We start from the raw sequence: 18,451 nt of genomic DNA, 5'->3' as shown, positions 1-18,451 counted from the left end.
ATAAGTAATAAATTAGGTTTTTAAAAATGTTGCTTGATAACAAAACCAGTGGTTACGTTGGTAAAGAACTAAAAAAATATTTTCTTTCGAAATCCAGACTTTCTGTTCTGTCGGGTCTGTTTACCCTATACGGTTTTGCCTCGCTGAAACACGAGCTAAAGCAGCTGGAGTCAGCAAGGATCATTTTCACCGAATGGGACTCACTCAATCTGCAAAACCTGATTGGTTCTGAGTCAGACATTCGCCTTCTAAATCAGTTGCAACAAAAACGCATCGCTAACGAGTTTTCACAATGGTTGACAAACAAGGCTGAAGTGAAAGCCAGCGTGCGACCTCAGCCGGGTCAGAACATTATCCACCTGGAGTCATCCGAGCAAAGTTTTGCCATCAGTGGCAGTGCCACACTCAGCCCAACCGGACTGGGTGATGTTCGATCCGACTCATTACACATGAATATGGGCTTGTCTGATCCGGAGAGCACCCGACAGCTTCTAACATGGTTTGATAGTGTGTGGGCTGATACACACAATGTTCGTGATGTTAAGAATGATCTCCTCGCCAGGTTGGACACCATTTCTGCTGATCAATCTGCCAGTTTTATCTATTTCCTAACGTTATTTCATCTGTTCAAGGATTTTCTCGAAGATATCGACGAAGACAACATTATCCGTAGTAAAACTGGGTTTAAAGATACACTGGTCTGGAACAAACTTTATAAATTCCAGAAAGATGGTGTACTGGGTGCGATAGACAAGCTCGAAAAACACAACGGCTGCATCATTGCTGATAGCGTAGGGTTGGGTAAAACCTTTGAAGCGCTGGCAGTCATCAAGTACTACGAACTACGTAATGATCGAGTGCTCGTTCTTTGCCCGAAAAAGCTCCGTGATAACTGGACCATGTACACAGTGAACGACAAGCGTAACTTGCTTGCGGCTGACCGTTTCAACTACGACGTGCTGAATCACACTGATCTGACCCGACTAAAAGGCTACTCCGGCGAAATCAACCTAGAGACACTCAATTGGGCCAATTACGACCTAGTGGTCATCGACGAATCCCACAACTTCCGTAACACACCAAGTAAGAGGGAAGGTAAAAGCCGTTACGAGCGTCTGATGAATGACATTATCCGTTCAGGTGTCAAAACCAAGGTGCTGATGCTTTCAGCTACTCCAGTAAACAATCGTATGAACGATCTGAAAAACCAAGTCGCCTTTATTACTGAAGGGCGAGACAATGCCTTCGTTGAACAGGGTATTAAAAATATTGAGTCTACCCTAAAGCTTGCTCAGAAGCAGTTCAACCAGTGGATTAGTGAACCGGCCGAAAAGCGCACTACGGCGGCGCTGCTTGATATCATGGGTTTTGATTACTTCAAATTGCTCGATATCGTGACCATCGCCCGTTCGCGAAAACACATTGAAAAGTACTACGGTACTGAAGATATCGGGCGGTTCCCAACCCGTTTGCCACCGAAAAACATTTATGCCGACATCGACTCATCCGGTGAGTTTCCATCGTTAAAAGAAGTCAACAAAACTATACGGAGATTATCCCTAGCCGGTTATTCACCTCTTAAGTTTGTGCGTAAGGATAAAAAAGCCGAATACGCCCGCCGCTACGATAAAGCTGTAGGCGAGGGCAAAGGGGTATTTAAACAAGTAGACCGTGAAGAAAGCCTGATTCATCTCATGCGCGTTAACTTGCTCAAACGAATGGAAAGCTCTATTCATTCCTTCACGTTGACGGCGACCAAGCTGGCACAGCAGGTTGACCGGTTGATAGCTAAAATTGATGTACATGAATCAGAAGAACTGACCGAGCTAAACATCGAAGACATTCATGACATAGAGTTGGAGTCCACCGAATTGGAAAATTTCATGGTGGGCAACAAAACCAAAGTGTTGCTGCAGGATATGGATCTGATCCGTTTCCGGCAAGAACTGGAAGCAGACCGCGAGTTCCTAACTCACATTGCCAACATCGCACAAAGTGTTAATGCAGGTCGTGATGCAAAACTGGAGCGGCTAAAGCAGACCATTGTCAGCAAAATGGTCAACCCGTTGAACCCGGACAATAAAAAGGTGATCATTTTTACGGCTTTCGCCGACACAGCTCAATACCTGTACTCCTATCTGGCACAATGGGCGCATTCCGAACTGGGTATTCACAGTGCATTGGTTACGGGTGGCGGTACCAATAAAACTACCATTCCGGGGTTAGGCTCAGACCTCAACAATATTCTTACAGCCTTCTCGCCAGTATCCAAAGAGCGCAGCAAAGTAGACCCAGCCGCCACCACCGAACTCGATTTACTGATTGCTACCGACTGCATCAGTGAAGGTCAAAACCTGCAAGATTGCGATACGCTCATCAATTATGACATTCACTGGAACCCTGTACGTATCATTCAGCGCTTTGGTCGTATCGACCGCCTTGGCAGTAAAAACACACAAATCCAGCTGATTAACTTCTGGCCCAACATGGAACTGGATGAATACATCAACCTGGAAGCGCGTGTCTCCGGGCGCATGGTGTTGCTGGATATCTCAGCAACGGGTGAAGAAAATGTCATTGATGAAAGTGCCAAAGACATGAATGACCTGGAATACCGGCGCAGGCAGCTCCAGCAGCTTAAAGATGCCGTAGTCGATCTGGAGGACATGAGCGGGGGGGTATCCATTACAGATCTCACCCTCAATGACTTCCGCATGGACCTATCAGGCTATATGAACGACAAGGCCCGCCTGGCAGCACTGCAACAAGCCCCCCTCGGGCTATATGCCGCAGTCAGTATTGACGATGATCTTGCCGCCGATAGCATTAAACCGGGCGTCGTCTTCTGTCTGAAAAACATTCGCAGTGGTAAAGAGGCGGTTCAAGTCGATGATAACTACCCTCTGTCACCTTACTTCTTGATCTACGTGACCTGTGATACCGAAGGCAGCACTTTGGTTGAACTGAACTTCACCCAAAGTAAAAAAATCCTCGATCTGCTCAAGCGTGAAGCCTTTAAGCACAAAATACCTGATCAACCCGCAATTACTGAAGTTAACCATATGACACGCGATGAACGTGATATGAGCCACTTCCAGCATTTGCTGGCAGTTGCCGTCGACAGCATTGCGGGCAAGAGTGAAGAGAAAGGTATTGAAAGCCTGTTCACTAAAGGTGGTACCGTACTGACCGCTACCTCCAGTCAGGGAATAGAAGACTTTATGTTGGTGTCATACCTGGTTCTGACAACCAGCGCTCAAGGAGACGGAAATGTCTGAACTGGGTTTAGGGTTGCCACACTTCGAAGCTTTCCTGGAAGGCTTGAATGTGCCCAATAGCTGCGTGCTCAATAAACCTCTGTTTAAGAAGATGTTTCAGGAACACGCCGACCTGGACGTCAAAGACAAAAAGGCACTGAAAGACGATGTTGATAAAATCCGCTGGCTCTACACCTTAAAGCCTAGCACTATCAATATCGCGCCCTACAGTGACGATCTTCGCGACTACGGCGAGTTGGCTTTTCTGTACATGGAACTCAGTAGCGCTAAGAATGCGGAACGTATTGGCCAACTGATTAATCGGGCGATACCTTACCCTACCGTCATTTTCTTCGTGTTTGCTAAAAACAGAGGGATAGAAGCAAATGGTGAACAGGATGAAAAAGAATGCACCAACGAACAACTGGCTATATGTCTGGCCGATAAACGCATAAACAAAGCAGATAAAGAAAAGTGGGTTATTGAAGAGTTGCTGCTATCGCCTTGGCTACCGGTGGATCATACAACCGATATTGCTCAAGTATTTTTTAATAGCCTGACCTTTACAGGCTTGCCGCACAGTAACTTCTTGCATTTCTATCAGTCCTTAATGGACAGGGCGCAGGCGCTTCAGTGTGCTGAAGTCAGTGGACGTTTCAATGTAGTGGATGGTGACGCTGCTGAACAGCAACGGCTACAATTGCAACACTACCGTCAGATAGACCAGGATATTAGAAAACTGCGTGTTCAGATCAAACAGGCCGAGTTTAATCAGCAGGTTGTTTTGAATACCCAGATTAAACAGCAGGAACAGCGGCTCAAGCAAATCGCTGAAAACCTGTAATTGAATTGTTGCAGTACGTAGAAGAAATAAGAGGGAACACAGTGAAAAACGTCATTCCAGAAATGGAAAGCAAAAGCATGGATATCGTCACTGAAAACATCAGTAAACTTAAAGAGCTGTTCCCGGAAGCCTTTACCGAAGGTAAAGTAGACTTTGATGCTTTAAAAGAAGTGTTGGGTGATTACGTTGATGGTCGAGAGGAGCGCTACAGCTTTACCTGGAATGGAAAAAGGAAAGCCCGCATGCTGGCACAAACCCCAAGCACTGGCACCTTACGCCCCTGCAAAGAGGAATCGGTTGATTGGGATACTACTCAGAACCTGTTTATTGAAGGCGATAACCTCGAAGTGCTTAAGCTGCTGCAAAAGAGCTATTACAAAAAAGTCAAAATGATCTATATCGACCCGCCGTATAACACAGGCAAGGACTTTGTTTATAAAGATAACTTCAAGGACAATATCAAGAACTATAAAGAGATTACTGGTCAGGTGGATGGCGAGGGGCGAAATTTATCTAGCAATCCTGAAACCAGTGGTCGCTACCACACCGACTGGTTAAACATGATTTACCCGAGGTTGAAACTAGCGAGAAATTTGCTCACAGAGGATGGCATTATTTTTATCTCTATTGACGATAATGAGCAAAGTAATTTGAAACACATATGCGACGAAATATTTGGTTCTGAGAATAGATTGTCAACACAGCATATTCAGGTTCGGTATGCAAACAAAACTCTTAACGAGAAGAATGATTGGCAACCTGTAATGGAATACATATTTGTATATGCAAAGAACGCAGATGTCTTTATTCCTCAGAAAGAATATGAAGATTACTCAATTGAAAAATTTAGATTCGAATTTAAAGAGCTAGGTCCAGGAAAAGAAATTATTGTAAAAAATCGAAAAGTCACGGTTTTTGCAAGTGGTGAATGGGAAGCAATTCAGCATGATGAAGGTCGGTTAAATCTACTAAAAGAAACTTGGGTTTCGGGTTCAATTTATAGTGGGACTGGAAATGGGGAGATGGTCCAGGCAGTTATTGAACCTAGGTTAGACGTAGATGGCTATGGTGCTCTATACAAAATAGATGGCCTTGGAGAAGATGGTCTTGGGTATCGATATTTTATGGGGCCCCAATCACAAGGTGCAACTAGATCTAAAATGTTCTCTGGGGTACCGCTAATCAAAGTCGAAGAATTAAAAAATGGAACTGCGAGGAAATACAAATCAATTTCAAACCTGAGTGTCTTCGAAGATCACTCTCCTGATTTTGGTAATATTGCTCATGAAGGAGGTATAAAATACAACAGTGGGAAAAAGCCAATTAAATTACTACGCAGTCTTATTTCAATCGCGAATTTGAAAAAGAATGATATCGTTCTTGACTTTTTTGCAGGATCCGGATCTACGGCTCATGCTGTGATGCAAGAAAACGCTGATTTTGAAATTGGACTGAAGCATATATTAGTACAATTACCTGAGCCTGTATCTGATAGCATAAAGGAGCAAAAGGACACGTATAACTTCTTAACATCAATAAATAAAAAACCATTCTTAACAGAGCTTAGCAAGGAAAGAATAAAGCGATCATCAGAGAAGGTTAGATCTCAAGCCAAGTATAAATATTTTGATGGCGGTTTTAAGGTATTCAAACTCGATTCCACCAATATCAAACCTTGGGAACTGGACTTTGATCTGACTGAACAAGATCTGGAAGATCAGATCTCCAATATCAAACATGATCGTAAAGAAGAAGATGTGCTTTACGAAGTTCTGTTGAAGTACGGCCTGGATCTGACCTTGCCGATTACTAAGCATATTGTGGCTGGTCATAAGGTATTTGATATCGGCTTGGGCGCATTGATGATCTGCCTATCGGACGATATTACTCTCGATGTAGTCGAAGGGATTGCTAAGCTCAAAGACGAGCTTAACCCTGAAATCATGCGGGTAGTCTTTAAAGACACTGGTTTTGCCGACGACGTGGTAAAAACCAATGCGGTACAGATTCTCAAACAGGCGGGTATTGAAGACGTAAGGAGTCTGTAAGATGAGTATGAAGATTCAGTTCGATGCCAATTTGGATTATCAGCGTCAGGCGATTGAGTCGGTGACGGGCGTATTCGCGGGTCAGGAAATCTGCCAGACCAACTTCACCGTTGCACCTTTGCAATCCTGGGAGGAAGGCGCGCTGTTTCACGGTACTCAGGAAAATACTTTGGGTGTTGGCAACCGTCTACGGCTGCTGGATGAAGACATCCATGCCAATATTCGTAAAATACAGCTGAAAAATGGTCTTGCTCCTTCAGAGTCCTTCGACTCGAAAGACGGCATTCACTTAACCGTGGAAATGGAAACGGGCACTGGCAAAACCTACGTTTACCTGCGTACAGTCTTTGAGATGAACCGTCTCTACGGCTTTACTAAATTCATTATCGTGGTGCCGTCCATTGCAATTAAGGAAGGGGTGCAGAAGACACTTGAAATTACGGCCACTCACTTCAAAGAGCTGTACGAAAACGTAGCATTCGATTATTTCACTTACGATTCTAGTAAGCTGTCTGATGTGCGCAATTTTGCAACCAGCCCTGATATTCAGATTATGGTGATAAATATCGATGCCTTCCGGAAAAGCTTCACCGATCCGGAGCAAGAGAGCAAAGCCAACATCATTCACCGGGCACACGATCGTATGACTGGTGCCAAACCGATTGAGTTTATCCAGCAAACCAGCCCGATTGTGATTGTCGATGAGCCACAGAGCGTTGACACCACCGATAAAAGTAAGGAGGCCATCTCCTCGCTTAACCCAATGTGCACGCTGCGTTATTCGGCTACACACATTGAAAAGCACCATATGCTCTACAAGCTGGACTCTGTTGATGCCTACGAGCAAAAGCTGGTTAAGCAGATTGAAGTGGCGGGTATTGAGGTGAAAGACGGCTACAATAAGGCCTATATCAAGCTGATCAGTGTGAACAACAAAAAAAGCCCGATCAGTGCTAAAATCGAAATAGATGCTCGCTTAAAGAATGGCAGCATTAAGCGTAAGGAAGTCAGGGTGACCAGCGGTGCGGATTTGCTGGATGCCAAGTATAGTGGTAGCCGCGATGTATACGACGGCTATATCATTGAAGACATTTACTGCGAACAGGGCAATGAATACATCAGCTTTACCAGCAACTCAGATATTCTGAAACTAGGACAGGCATTGGGCGAAGTTGATCCTGATGAATTTAAACGCCTACAAATCCGCAAGACCATTGAAGAACATCTTGATAAGGAAATGCGTCTACGCCCGAAGGGCATTAAGGTGCTGAGTCTGTTTTTTATCGACAAGGTCGCAAACTACCGCTGGTACGACGAGGACGGTAACCCGCAAAAGGGAAAGTTTGCCCTGATGTTCGAAGAAGAATACGATCGCGCCATGCTCAAACCCAAATACAGTCAGTTAATTGAAGGTACTGATCTGGATACGCTGGCAGAGGGTGTGCATAATGGCTATTTTGCTAACGATAAGAAAAAGGATTCGGCAGGAAAGGAAATGCTCAAAGAATCCAAAATGGCAAAAGATGGCAAGGCTGCCAATAGCGAATCTGATGGCAGTGCTTACAACACCATTATGAAAGACAAAGAATGGTTGTTGAGTTTTGATTGCAAACTGAAATTTATCTTTTCACACTCGGCACTGAAAGAAGGCTGGGACAACCCTAATGTCTTTCAGATATGTACTCTGAATGAAACTAGCTCCGTGATCAAAAAACGCCAGGAGATTGGCCGTGGGTTACGTATCTGTGTTAATCAGAACGGGGAGCGAGTGCATGGCTTTGCAGTAAACACACTGACTGTGATGGCGAATGAATCCTATGAGAAATTTGCTGAGCAGTTGCAAAAGGAAATCGAAAAAGAAGAAGGTATACAGTTTGGCGTGGTAGAGAAACATCTATTTGCCAATATCGTTGTGCCGGTTGACGATCATAATAATGCATATTTAGGCACCGAGGCGTCCAAACAGCTTTGGAATCACCTGCAGAGTAAGGGCTATATTGATATCAAGGGCAAAGTCCAAGATAGCCTCAAGGTGTCATTAAAGAACGACACTCTGACTTTGCCTGAGGTGTTCCAGCCTCATTCGGTACAGATAATGTCGGTACTGAAAAAAGTTTCCGGAAACCTAAACATTAAAAATCGAGATGACAAGGCCAAGGTTTCCCTAAACAAAGCAGTTTATCTGAGTCCTGGGTTTCAGGCGCTATGGGACCGTATTAAATACAAGACCTCTTTCCGCGTGGACTTTGATTCCAATGCACTGATTGAAAAGTGCGCCGAAGAGATAAAAATAAATCTGCAGGTGGGCAAGGCACGCTTCACTTACCGCAAGGCGAAGACTGAAATTGATCGGGGAGGCGTGCAAACAGAGCAGGTTCAGGAAACAACCAGCCTTTACGAAATACGCGCGTTTAATTTGCCGGATCTCATCACATACTTACAGAATGAGACCAACCTGACGCGCCGCACTATTGTTGCCATCATCAACAAAAGTGGTCGTTTGGAATCATACAAGAACAATCCGCAGAAGTTTATAGAACAAGCTGCCAACATCATTAAAAGCCAGATGCGCCTATTTATAGTCGACGGCATCAAGTACCATAAAATCGGTGACGATCAGTTCTATGCTCAGGAATTATTCCAACAGAACGAGTTGTTTGGCTACCTGAAAGACAATATGTTTAAAGCTGAAAAGTCAGTCTTTGATCACGTGGTTTACGACTCCGATATCGAACTGGAATTTGCCTCAGCTTTTGAGCGAAACGAGGATATCAAACTCTACGCCAAACTCCCTGGCTGGTTCAAAATCGATACTCCATTAGGTGGTTATAACCCAGACTGGGCGGTACTTATTGAAAAGGATGGAAAAGAAAAACTCTACTTCGTTGTCGAAACCAAGAGCACGCTCTTTTCAGTGGAGCGCCGCCCAGAAGAAAACGCCAAAATCAAATGTGGTTATGCACATTTTGAAGCACTGGGTAATGACGTCAAGTTTACGGTATCTAATTCGATGGATGAGTTTGCAAGCAGATATATTTGAGTGGTGCTGAGTGAGGGCTGCGGCATAGTGTCTCAATTTTTAGCGCTAAACAACACAGATTTACTGCCCCTACCTTTATTTCAATGAGTCAGTAATTTTATCTAAAATGATCAATTAGAGTTATAGATGAGTCATTATTATTGGACGATTAAATAAATTTGTTAGCTCCATACCCCTGTTTTGTAATCAGTGTTGGCAGCTGATGTCATATACAAGTCTATATGGTGTCATTTTTGTAAGACTTTTCAGCTTTGTTAGCATTGAATCTGGTTTCACCCAATATACAGGGGTGGAAAGAGAATATTGTAGATATTCATCGGTCACGGTATGTGTCATTCAAGAACTGACAAAAGATTGAGGATGCGGTGATAGATGGCCTCTTGTCATTGAGATGCATTACGGAGACAAGAGGTCGTGTTGATTAAGCGGGGTATGTTCGTGTCATCCCCATGCGGGCTGACACATGACTAGCTCTAAATATTGGGTATAAGTCGTTTTCGTATTCCTGCTTATCTATGTTTTTCCCTATCCAATCTTTTGCTCTCTTTAACCGGATGCCGCTTCCAATACGCTGCCAGTAACGACCCCGAAATATTGTGCCATACCGAGAACACGGCTCCGGGTAACGCTGACATGGGGGAGAAAAACGTGGCGCCCAGTGTCGAGGCGAGGGCGGAGTTCTGCATCCCGACCTCAAACGCGAGGGCGCGGCACTGGCGTTGGTCCAGCCCAAGCAGGCGGCCACCCCAGAAGCCCCCCAGCAAGCCTATGCCGTTGTGCAGCACGACCGCCACCGCCACGATGGGTCCCAGTTTTGCCAATTGCCCTGCATTTGCCGACACAATAACGCCGATGATTAAGAGAATCGCCAGTACCGCCATGCTCGCCAGCATGGGTTCGATACGTTTGATATAAGCGGCGATAAACTGGTGGACAATCACCCCCGCTATAATGGGCAGAAGTACGATCTCGGCAATATTCCACAGCATGGGTACGACGGGCACATGCACACCTTGCCCGGCCATTAGCCATATCAGTAAGGGTGTGACAACAACAGAAATCACGGTAGAGACGATAGCCAGGCTGACGGCGAGGGCAACGTTACCCCCTGAAATCCAGGTCATGACGTTGGACGCTGTGCCGCTGGCAACACTCCCTACCAATAACACGCCCACCATGAGCTCTGTGGGGAGCCTGAGTAAATGCCCAATTGCGAAGGCCGCCAGTGGCATGACGGTATAGTGTAGCACGAGTCCAAGAAAGAGGGCCTTGGGTTGACGGAAGATACCGGCGAAATCCTGACGGGAAAGTGTGACGCCCATCAAAAACATGATGAGCATCAATAAAGGATTGACGGCGAATTTGATGGAAAGCAGTGGGGCAGGGTCATACACAGCAAAGAGTGTGAATAATACGGCCCACAGTGGGAACAAGCGATTGAATGATTCGAACATGGGGAGCGGATGACCTTGCGGGATGATCGTCAATAGGGGATTTAACCGAAGTTCAGCGACAATACCCTAACCGGAGAATTCCGTCACCTGTTGCTTGATAAAGGTTAACGCAATGAGTGATTGAGTAGGATATGGTTTGATGATGATGCACTGAAGATTCATCAGTTTTAATCCAGATGCTCGATTCTATCCCTCTGAACGCTGAGTACTTCCGGTACGTGTTGTAACTTTTCGATGGTTTCCGCTGTAGATTCTTTAGGCACCTTCACCACAATGGCATGCATGATCTTCAGCCGATAAACCAACGAGGCACCGTGGGACGCTGCCTTAGCAATCAACGTATTTACATGAGTGTTGGCGTCGTAATAAATAATCAGAGTATGAGTTGTTTTTTGAGTATTTGGGGAGGCTCTTTTGTGAACGTGGCTGGGCCCTTGAAATGAGTCTATTTTGGCGGATGAAGTGTCGGCTGCATAGGCTGACACAAAGCCCACAAGTGTCGGTAATAGTAGTGTGGAGCAACCTGTAAGAAAGAGTAACCTTCTTTTTGAAATAGATGTTGTCAGCATGTCGATGTCTTCACCTTCTCTCGGTTATATCGTAAACGATGCACAAGTTGCATGTATTCAATGAAGAGACATGATGGGTTGATAAAAAGTGCCCTGTTTGTAATTTATTAAACTGGAGATAATCTCATGCCCATTATTACCATTCAACAATCTCCCCGATCCATTGAATTAAAAAGAGAAGCGGCCCGTAGGGTGACAGACGTAGTGGCAGAAGTATATGGAATGCCGCGGGATGCGATACAGATCTTTTTCGATGAATATAACCACGAAAATTGGTCTAAAGGAGGTTTGTTGGCAGTGGATAAAAAAGCTGGAAAAAAAGAAGATAAATGAACCTCTTTTTGGAAAACCGCCCCTTCTTTGCGGCCCTTCAACGTTGGGTGATGGGTACCGTGCTGGCAGTGCTGGCAGTACGAATGCTGACGGAGGCGCGTCGATAATATTCAATAAAAGTTGGGATACATATAGTTATATTTCTCTCAGTGGGGAAGTTCTGTCATGTTGATTCTGTAATGTTTCGGATATTCGATAATGAAACATGGAAGAATTGTAGAAGCCTGCGCAATGGGCGCGAAAAAGGGTGGTTTGGCTAGGATTTACGTCAGTGGCTGCTATAGTAAATGAGGTGACTTCAATAAAAAAATAACCGAACAATACTTGGAACACTGATTATGACCAGTATATCTGCAGGAAGTCCTAAAAAAAGAAAAACAAAGGTACTTGCCCTGGACGATGTTACGCTCATTGAAAAATCCTCTATCAAACGTACCATCTGCGCCACTGCGCTCGGCAATGCGATGGAGTGGTATGACTTTGGTGTCTATGCCTACATGGCGACTATCATTGGCAAGGTGTTCTTCCCCGATGGTAGTGCGACTGTGCAATTGCTGGCTACGTTCGGCACACTGGCGGCCGCCTTTTTGATGCGCCCCATAGGGGGCATTGTACTGGGGCCCTTGGGTGACAAGCTGGGGCGGCAGCGGGTGCTGGCGATCACCATGATCATTATGGCGTGCAGTAGTTTCTGTGTCGGCCTTATACCCAGTTATTCCAGTATCGGGATTATGGCGCCCATCCTTTTGTTGATCCTCAGAATGGTGCAGGGCTTCTCGACCGGGGGCGAATTTGGGGGTGCGATGACGTACCTCAGTGAACATTCGCCTGACCGCATTCGTGGGTTTCTGGCGAGTTGGCTGGAGTTCGGTACCTATATAGGCTACGTGCTAGCTGCATTGGTGGCTGCTGTGCTCAGTTCAGTGCTGAGTAGTGAGGATCTATACAGTTGGGGATGGCGTATTCCCTTTTTCATTGCGGGGCCCATAGGCATGATCGGGCTTTACATGCGCATGAAACTGGAAGAAACACCGGCATTTGAAGGTCTTGAAAAAGAGGAAGAGGAAACGTCGGCCACGCGTGAATTGAAAGCCATGGTATCCGGGCATTGGCGTCCGTTGCTTTTATGCATGGGGCTTACCCTGATCTATATGGTCGCCGACTATATGTTGTTGACCTATCTTCCTACCTATATGTCAGCGGTGCTGCATCATCCGGCAAGTTATGGTAACTACCTGATCATTGCCGTGATGCTGGTCATGATGGTGATTGAGCCCTTTGCCGGTATGGCAAGCGACAAATGGGGGCGTCGTCCGGTGATTTTTGTGGGCTGTCTCGGATTCTTCGTCTTCACCGTGCCGTGCTTTCTGTTGCTTGGTAGCTCCAGTCTTGTCTATATGTTCCTCGGCCTGATGATTATGGGAGCCTTCCTCAATACCTTTAGTGCGGTAATGGCTTCCACGTTGCCCGCGCTTTTCCCCACGGCCATTCGCTACGGTGGAATTGCTGTTGGACTGAATGTTTCTACCTCTCTTTTCGGCGGAACAACTCCGTTGATTTCCACATGGTTGGTGGATGTAACGGGCAGTATTTTATCTCCTGCCTATTTCCTGATGATCTGTGCGTTGATCGGCATGGTGGTGATACTGCTGACGGCTGAAACCTCGCGTAAACCACTGATGGGCTCAAAACCAACGGCATATGATCGGGATGAAGCCAAGGAAGTTTTGGCGGATCACTACAAGGATATCGAGAGTCAAATCCACAAGCTGGATACCGATATTTCAGAAATGCAGAAGCTTCGGAGTACCCTGGCGGATCAGCATCCCAAAATCAATTAATGTTGGTACACCGCCAATGTTCTTCAAAGCGGCTCTTCATGTAGAAGTCGGTTATTAATGAGGTATGACCTGAAGCTGAGTTCGGTATTGATCGGACTCAGCTTTTTGGATGTTAACCGGATTTTATCGATAACGGGAATTCACGATGGCTGTTTCATCTTCAGTACCTGATGTCATTCTACGTGCATACACTCCTGAAGATGCACATGCGGTTGCAGCAATCTTTGCTCACCCTGAATGTTATAAAAATACACTCCAACTCCCTTGGGAAAACAAGGTCACGCCTGAAATTTCCCCGGAGCAGGGCGTTATGATCGTGGCGGAGTGGGAAACTGACGACGAAAAAAAAGTGATCGGTTCGGCGAATATGATACGTTCGCTTCGCGTTCCAGTATCACATGTCTTCGGTATAGGGATGGCCGTACATCCTGACTATCATCATCAAGGTGTAGGTTCGCGTTTGCTCGAAGCGCTGATAACAACCGCTTTCGAGTGGTACAACGCACACCGGCTTCAGCTGGAAGTCTTTACTTATAATCATGCTGCAATCAGGCTTTACGAAAAGTATGGATTTGCTGCTGAAGGTATCCGTAAAGAGGCTGTATTTCGTCAGGGGCGTTATGTTGATTTACAGGTTATGGCGCTTCTCAATCCAAACCATTAAAAACAAGGTCAATTTCAGTTCAGTTGATTACACTCTATTTCCAGTATGCATCTGTGAAGTGGAGTATGTGCCCTATGTATAACGCTTTGTTGTACCTGATCTGTGTCATGGTGTGGGGAAGTAGCTGGTTTGCCATCAAATTTCAAGTAGGCGAGGTACCCGCTGTCCAAACTGTGTTCTATCGCTTTGCCTTGGCAGCGCTCATTATGTTTGTGTTGCTATTCCTCACAAAAACGCCTCGACGTTATGCATTTAAAGAACATGCAGGGTTTCTGGCTCTGGGCGTTTGTATGTTTTCGATTAATTATTTGCTCTTTTACATCAGTATTTCCTATGGATTAACGACGGGGTTGGAAGCGGTTATTTTTTCACTGTTACCGTTAGGCAATATTATTAACGCCCGCCTTGTTTATAAAGACAGAATGACACCCTCGATTTTATTAGGGGCTCTGGTGGGTATCACAGGTATTATATTGATCTTTAGTAGTGAATTGGGTGCCCTGTTTACACAACCTCGCATATTGCGAGGCGTGGCTCTTGCGCTTATAGCCACATATATTGCTTCCCTGGGGAATATGGCGGCCCGTCATCTTCATGCCAGGCATATCAATCCCATGGCAAGTACGGCTTGGGGAATGACTTATGGGGCGATCATTCTTTTCGTGATTGCTCTTGTCTCGACGCCGCACTTCCGTTTTTCAACGTCCCCTTCATTCCTGATGAGCTATACGTATCTGACCGTTTTCGCTTCAGTGATTGCGTTTTGGGCCTATATGTCATTATTGGGAAGAATAGGGGCTTCACGTACAGCTTATGCAGCTATCCTTTTTCCCATTATGGCGTTGGTGCTTTCGAGTATCTTTGAACACTATCAATGGACCGGTTGGGCCATGGTCGGTGTTATGTTGGCCGTCTTGGGAAATCTGATTGTGATGGGTAAGTTGCGATTGAAATAACCATGCCTGATAGAGGCGTTTTTTATTATATAAATATTAAATTAAATTGTGCTCAACGTGGCTTGTATTTATCGCATCTTATGGGATACTGCCAGCGTTATTGATTGTAGTATGTTGAATATTAAACGCGCGCACATCCTTCTTGCCATCTATTAAAAATAAAGCTCAGAGAGAACAATTAATGTTGAGTTCATACCATAAAAAAATGCCTTTCATCCGCTTATTGGGCACTGTACTCCTTTCGTCGTCACTGCTCTCCGTTGCTGCACAGGCCTCGGCTGAACAACCTGTCCGTACGCCTGATAAACAGGTGCAACCGGCTATCCATCCAGAGCGTTACGCTATCTATGTTTCCAATGCCGAGGGCGGTACGTTAAGTGTTCTAACGCTCAATGAAAAAGACAAGACATTGAAGCCCCTGGAAACGATAAAAGCAGGTAAATCCATGGCGCCCCAAGTGGTATCGCCGGATGGCAAAGTGCTCTATGTGGTGGACGTTGATAAAAATGCAATCGTTTCCTACGATATTGATCCCCAAACAGGGGCACTGAAATATCGCCAAACAACCGCGGTACCTGCTCAATACGTTTATCTCAGTATTGATGCCTCTGGTCGTTATGCGTTAGGTGCTTCCTACTTTGGCAATAAGGTACAGGTTTTCCGGGTGAGCGATCTTGCTAAATCGAAAGCCGTGCCTATCTCTACGGTTGATCATATCCCCCATGCACACTCGGTTATCCTGAGCCGAGACGGACATTTTGCCTATGTCGCTTCACTAGGGTCGGATCGCTTGTTTGCTTTTGCCCTGAGTGATGAAGGAAAACTCTCACCGGTCAATAGTGTCTTCATCGGTAAGAATTATGGGCCGCGTCACCAGTATTTATCGCGTAGCGGTCAGCGCCTCTTTGTCGTGAGCGAATTCAGTGGGCGTGTTGCAGAGCTGAAACGGGATACACAGACAGGCCGCATTTCCTTGCTACGTATTTCCAAACGTCCTACTGTGTTGAATCATTTGCAGGATGGCTTTGCCGATGCCGCTGACTCCAAGCGTGGTACACACGGTTTGCGTTGGGCGGCTGATCTTCATGCTTCACCGGATGAGCAGTTTTTCTATCTTTCCGAACGTACCTCCAGCAATATCATTACGCTGGACCACAATCTCGAATATGTGGGGGCCATCGGGACGAGCAAGCAACCACGCGGCTTTAATATTACGCCGGATGGTCGGTTCCTGATCTCCAGTGGTGAACGCTCTCCCGAAATTGACATGTACCAGATCAATAAGGTGACGGGTAAACTTACACTCGTCGCCAAATCCAATGCGGGTGGTGGGGCCAATTGGGTAGGTATTTACCCTCTGAGATAAGTCATCAAGGCATTGTCCAGTAGGTTGAATCTCAGGGCAGTCCTGTCAATCAGTCGCAATAGAAGACGGTCATTCCTTCGTTGGGAATGATCGTTTTTTTATCCTGAAAATATACTCGACCAAACCGACACCGATTGTCGCAAAAACGACCTGTTTCTTTATGTTGCCACTTTTCCTTTTTTTATTGCGCGACTCTCTTATTCATTAATTGTATATTGCCATGCAGCCTGGATTGGCAGTATTGTCCAGTGGAATACCTGATTCGGGATGGCTTTACATTGCACATACAGCCTCTTGATGCATGGATACCCGGATAGTTGAATATCTGGATCATTGCATCAGTGCCATTCCCGCGTCAGTAAGCTATCAATCAAAACAGAAGTGGTTGGAAGTCCAACCCCGTGCCAAGTGCTGATTATGATCGAGAGAGACAGCCTTTTTACGGCAACAAGTCGGTAACAACGCTTGATGGCTTCATTCTAATAAAAAGGGGATTGTTATGTCTTCAATACCAGCAGATCGGCATTTGCGAGGACAGCTGAAAACCCGGCAAGTGACGATGATTTCTATGGCCGGCATCATTGGCGCGGGTCTCTTTATCGGTTCGGCGAGCGCTATCGCATTGGCAGGGCCGGCCGCTGTGTTGGCCTACCTTTTCACAGGGACGATTGTAGTACTTGTGATGCGAATGTTGGGTGAAATGGCGGTGTCTCAGCCGGATTCGGGCTCCTTTTCAACCTATGCAGACCGTGCGATCGGGCACTGGGCCGGTTTTTCCATTGGCTGGCTTTACTGGTGGTTCTGGGTGTGTGTGTTACCTGTCGAATCGATTGCCGGAGCAGCGATTATCCATAGTTATATTCCTGACGTGCCTGTGTGGTTGATCTCCCTCGTCATTGTTCTGGTTCTGATGTGTACCAATCTGATGAGTGTCAAGGGCTATGGTGAGCTGGAATTCTGGTTCTCTCTGATTAAGGTGGTTGCCATCATTGCCTTTATCATTATCGGTATTCTGGCTGTCTCCGGTGTTTTGCCTGTCCCTGACCAGGGTGGGTTTGGACGTTTGACCCAACTGGGTGGTTTCGCACCGCACGGAGTAAGCTCGATCATCTCTTGTATCCTGATTACTGCGTTCTCCTTCTTTGGCGCGGAGATCGTGACGATTGCTGCGGCGGAATCCCGTGATCCTGTCAAGCAGATTACTCGCGCAACCAATCTGGTCGTGTGGCGTATCATGATTTTCTATCTGCTCTCTATTTTCCTCGCTGTTTGTATTGTCAATTGGAATGATCCTCAATTGGTAAAAGTGGGCACCTTCCAGCGGGCATTGGAGGTGCTGCAAGTACCGGGGGCCAAGGTGATTGTCGATATGGTGGTATTGACCGCCGTCACCAGTTGTATGAACTCGGCACTCTATACTTCTTCGCGCATGATGTTCTCTCTTGGTCAGAGGGGGGACGCACCGAAGGCGATGGGGCGTTTGGCGAAAAACGGTGTGCCCCGGAAAGCGGTGATGGCCTCTACATTGGTGGGCATTATTGCCAGTCTGTGTAATTTCCTCTTTCCCGGAGAAGTCTTTCATACCCTGCTGGCGACCACGGGTGCGGTGGCGTTATTGGTGTATATCGTGATCGCGGTTTCTCAGATTCGCATGCGTTATCAGATGCAGGCCGAGGGCAAAGTGCCGAAATTGAAAATGTGGCTCTTCCCGGGCTTAAGTTACGCAACCATTCTGGCGCTGTTAGCGGTGCTGGGGTACATGGTGTGGGCACCGTCGTTCCATACTGAAACGGTAATGACAGGCACTGTTGCGGTTATCGTTGTTGTCGTGGGGCTGTGTAACGGAGCTCGCAAGAAAAAGTTTACTTTAGAGCAAGCCTAGTACCCAAAAGCCCTCATTTGGTTTTGCTGAATGAGGGCTTGTCTTTGTGTCGTTTCCCTTTTTCTATTCTGCCTACTCTACAAATGACCACCAGTATTCATGGAATGTATTTTATGAAAGGGTGGCTCCCGCCTTGTTTATTTGTCAGCACAGTGGCTGAAATAACGCATATTTGATAGCACATGGATATGAATCAA

General features: G+C 46.0%; 12 protein-coding genes. 10 read left to right on the top strand and 2 right to left on the bottom strand.

Annotation, left to right across the window (positions count from 1 at the left end; translation table 11 throughout):
* Positions 1-26 precede the first annotated feature (26 nt).
* From LMG33818_RS03955 to LMG33818_RS03940, 4 genes are read left to right on the top strand one after another with little or no spacing between them, the layout of a single operon-like run.
* Positions 27-3,278, top strand: a complete 3,252-nt coding sequence (locus LMG33818_RS03955) for a helicase-related protein (protein WP_442322045.1) — start codon at positions 27-29, stop codon at positions 3,276-3,278.
* A complete protein-coding gene (locus LMG33818_RS03950) occupies positions 3,271-4,101 on the top strand; it encodes a DUF4391 domain-containing protein (RefSeq protein WP_442322044.1) in 831 nt (276 codons plus the stop codon). Before LMG33818_RS03955 ends, LMG33818_RS03950 begins: the two co-directional genes overlap by 8 nt.
* A gap of 41 nt (positions 4,102-4,142) precedes the next feature.
* Positions 4,143-6,149 carry a site-specific DNA-methyltransferase gene (locus LMG33818_RS03945; protein WP_442322043.1) on the top strand — a complete coding sequence of 669 codons (2,007 nt, stop codon included), beginning with the start codon at positions 4,143-4,145 and terminating at the stop codon, positions 6,147-6,149.
* 1 nt (position 6,150) lies between these two features.
* Positions 6,151-9,189 carry a type III restriction-modification system endonuclease gene (locus LMG33818_RS03940; protein WP_442322042.1) on the top strand — a complete coding sequence of 1,013 codons (3,039 nt, stop codon included), beginning with the start codon at positions 6,151-6,153 and terminating at the stop codon, positions 9,187-9,189.
* A gap of 509 nt (positions 9,190-9,698) precedes the next feature.
* Here the strand turns inward: LMG33818_RS03940 and LMG33818_RS03935 are convergent.
* Together LMG33818_RS03935 and LMG33818_RS03930 are read right to left on the bottom strand one after the other, a co-directional pair.
* The gene (locus tag LMG33818_RS03935; RefSeq protein ID WP_442322041.1) at positions 9,699-10,643 is read right to left on the bottom strand and encodes a bile acid:sodium symporter family protein; all 945 of its coding nucleotides are present in this window, start codon (positions 10,641-10,643) and stop codon (positions 9,699-9,701) included.
* Positions 10,644-10,810: 167 nt separating this feature from the next.
* On the bottom strand, positions 10,811-11,212 hold the full coding sequence (locus tag LMG33818_RS03930; RefSeq protein ID WP_442322040.1) for a hypothetical protein: 402 nt from the start codon (positions 11,210-11,212) through the stop codon (positions 10,811-10,813).
* 126 nt (positions 11,213-11,338) lie between these two features.
* Between LMG33818_RS03930 and LMG33818_RS03925 the strand changes: the two genes are divergently transcribed.
* The 6 genes from LMG33818_RS03925 to LMG33818_RS03900 all read left to right on the top strand — a co-directional run bounded on the left by LMG33818_RS03925 (position 11,339) and on the right by LMG33818_RS03900 (position 18,254).
* Complete coding sequence (locus LMG33818_RS03925; protein WP_442322039.1) at positions 11,339-11,545, top strand: tautomerase family protein; 207 nt, start codon at positions 11,339-11,341, stop codon at positions 11,543-11,545.
* A 338-nt stretch (positions 11,546-11,883) separates the two neighbouring features.
* Positions 11,884-13,386: a glycine betaine/L-proline transporter ProP gene (proP, locus tag LMG33818_RS03920; RefSeq protein WP_442322038.1), complete on the top strand. Its 1,503-nt coding sequence runs from the start codon at positions 11,884-11,886 to the stop codon at positions 13,384-13,386.
* Between the two features lie 145 nt (positions 13,387-13,531).
* Complete coding sequence (locus tag LMG33818_RS03915; protein ID WP_442322037.1) at positions 13,532-14,050, top strand: GNAT family N-acetyltransferase; 519 nt, start codon at positions 13,532-13,534, stop codon at positions 14,048-14,050.
* A gap of 74 nt (positions 14,051-14,124) precedes the next feature.
* Positions 14,125-15,006, top strand: coding sequence for a DMT family transporter (locus tag LMG33818_RS03910; protein WP_442322036.1), 882 nt, complete (start codon positions 14,125-14,127; stop codon positions 15,004-15,006).
* Between the two features lie 181 nt (positions 15,007-15,187).
* Positions 15,188-16,372 (top strand): lactonase family protein, encoded by a 1,185-nt coding sequence (locus LMG33818_RS03905; RefSeq protein ID WP_442322035.1) that lies wholly within the window; start codon positions 15,188-15,190, stop codon positions 16,370-16,372.
* A 499-nt stretch (positions 16,373-16,871) separates the two neighbouring features.
* A complete protein-coding gene (locus LMG33818_RS03900; protein WP_442322034.1) occupies positions 16,872-18,254 on the top strand; it encodes an amino acid permease in 1,383 nt (460 codons plus the stop codon).
* The last annotated feature ends 197 nt before the right edge of the window (positions 18,255-18,451 follow it).

Origin of the sequence: Cernens ardua (assembly GCF_051251085.1) — a bacterium.
GTDB classification, from domain to species: Bacteria; Pseudomonadota; Gammaproteobacteria; order Pseudomonadales; family Halomonadaceae; genus Cernens; species Cernens ardua.
Note: the sequence above shows the minus strand (reverse complement) of the source record. Positions and strands in the feature narration are given on the sequence as shown.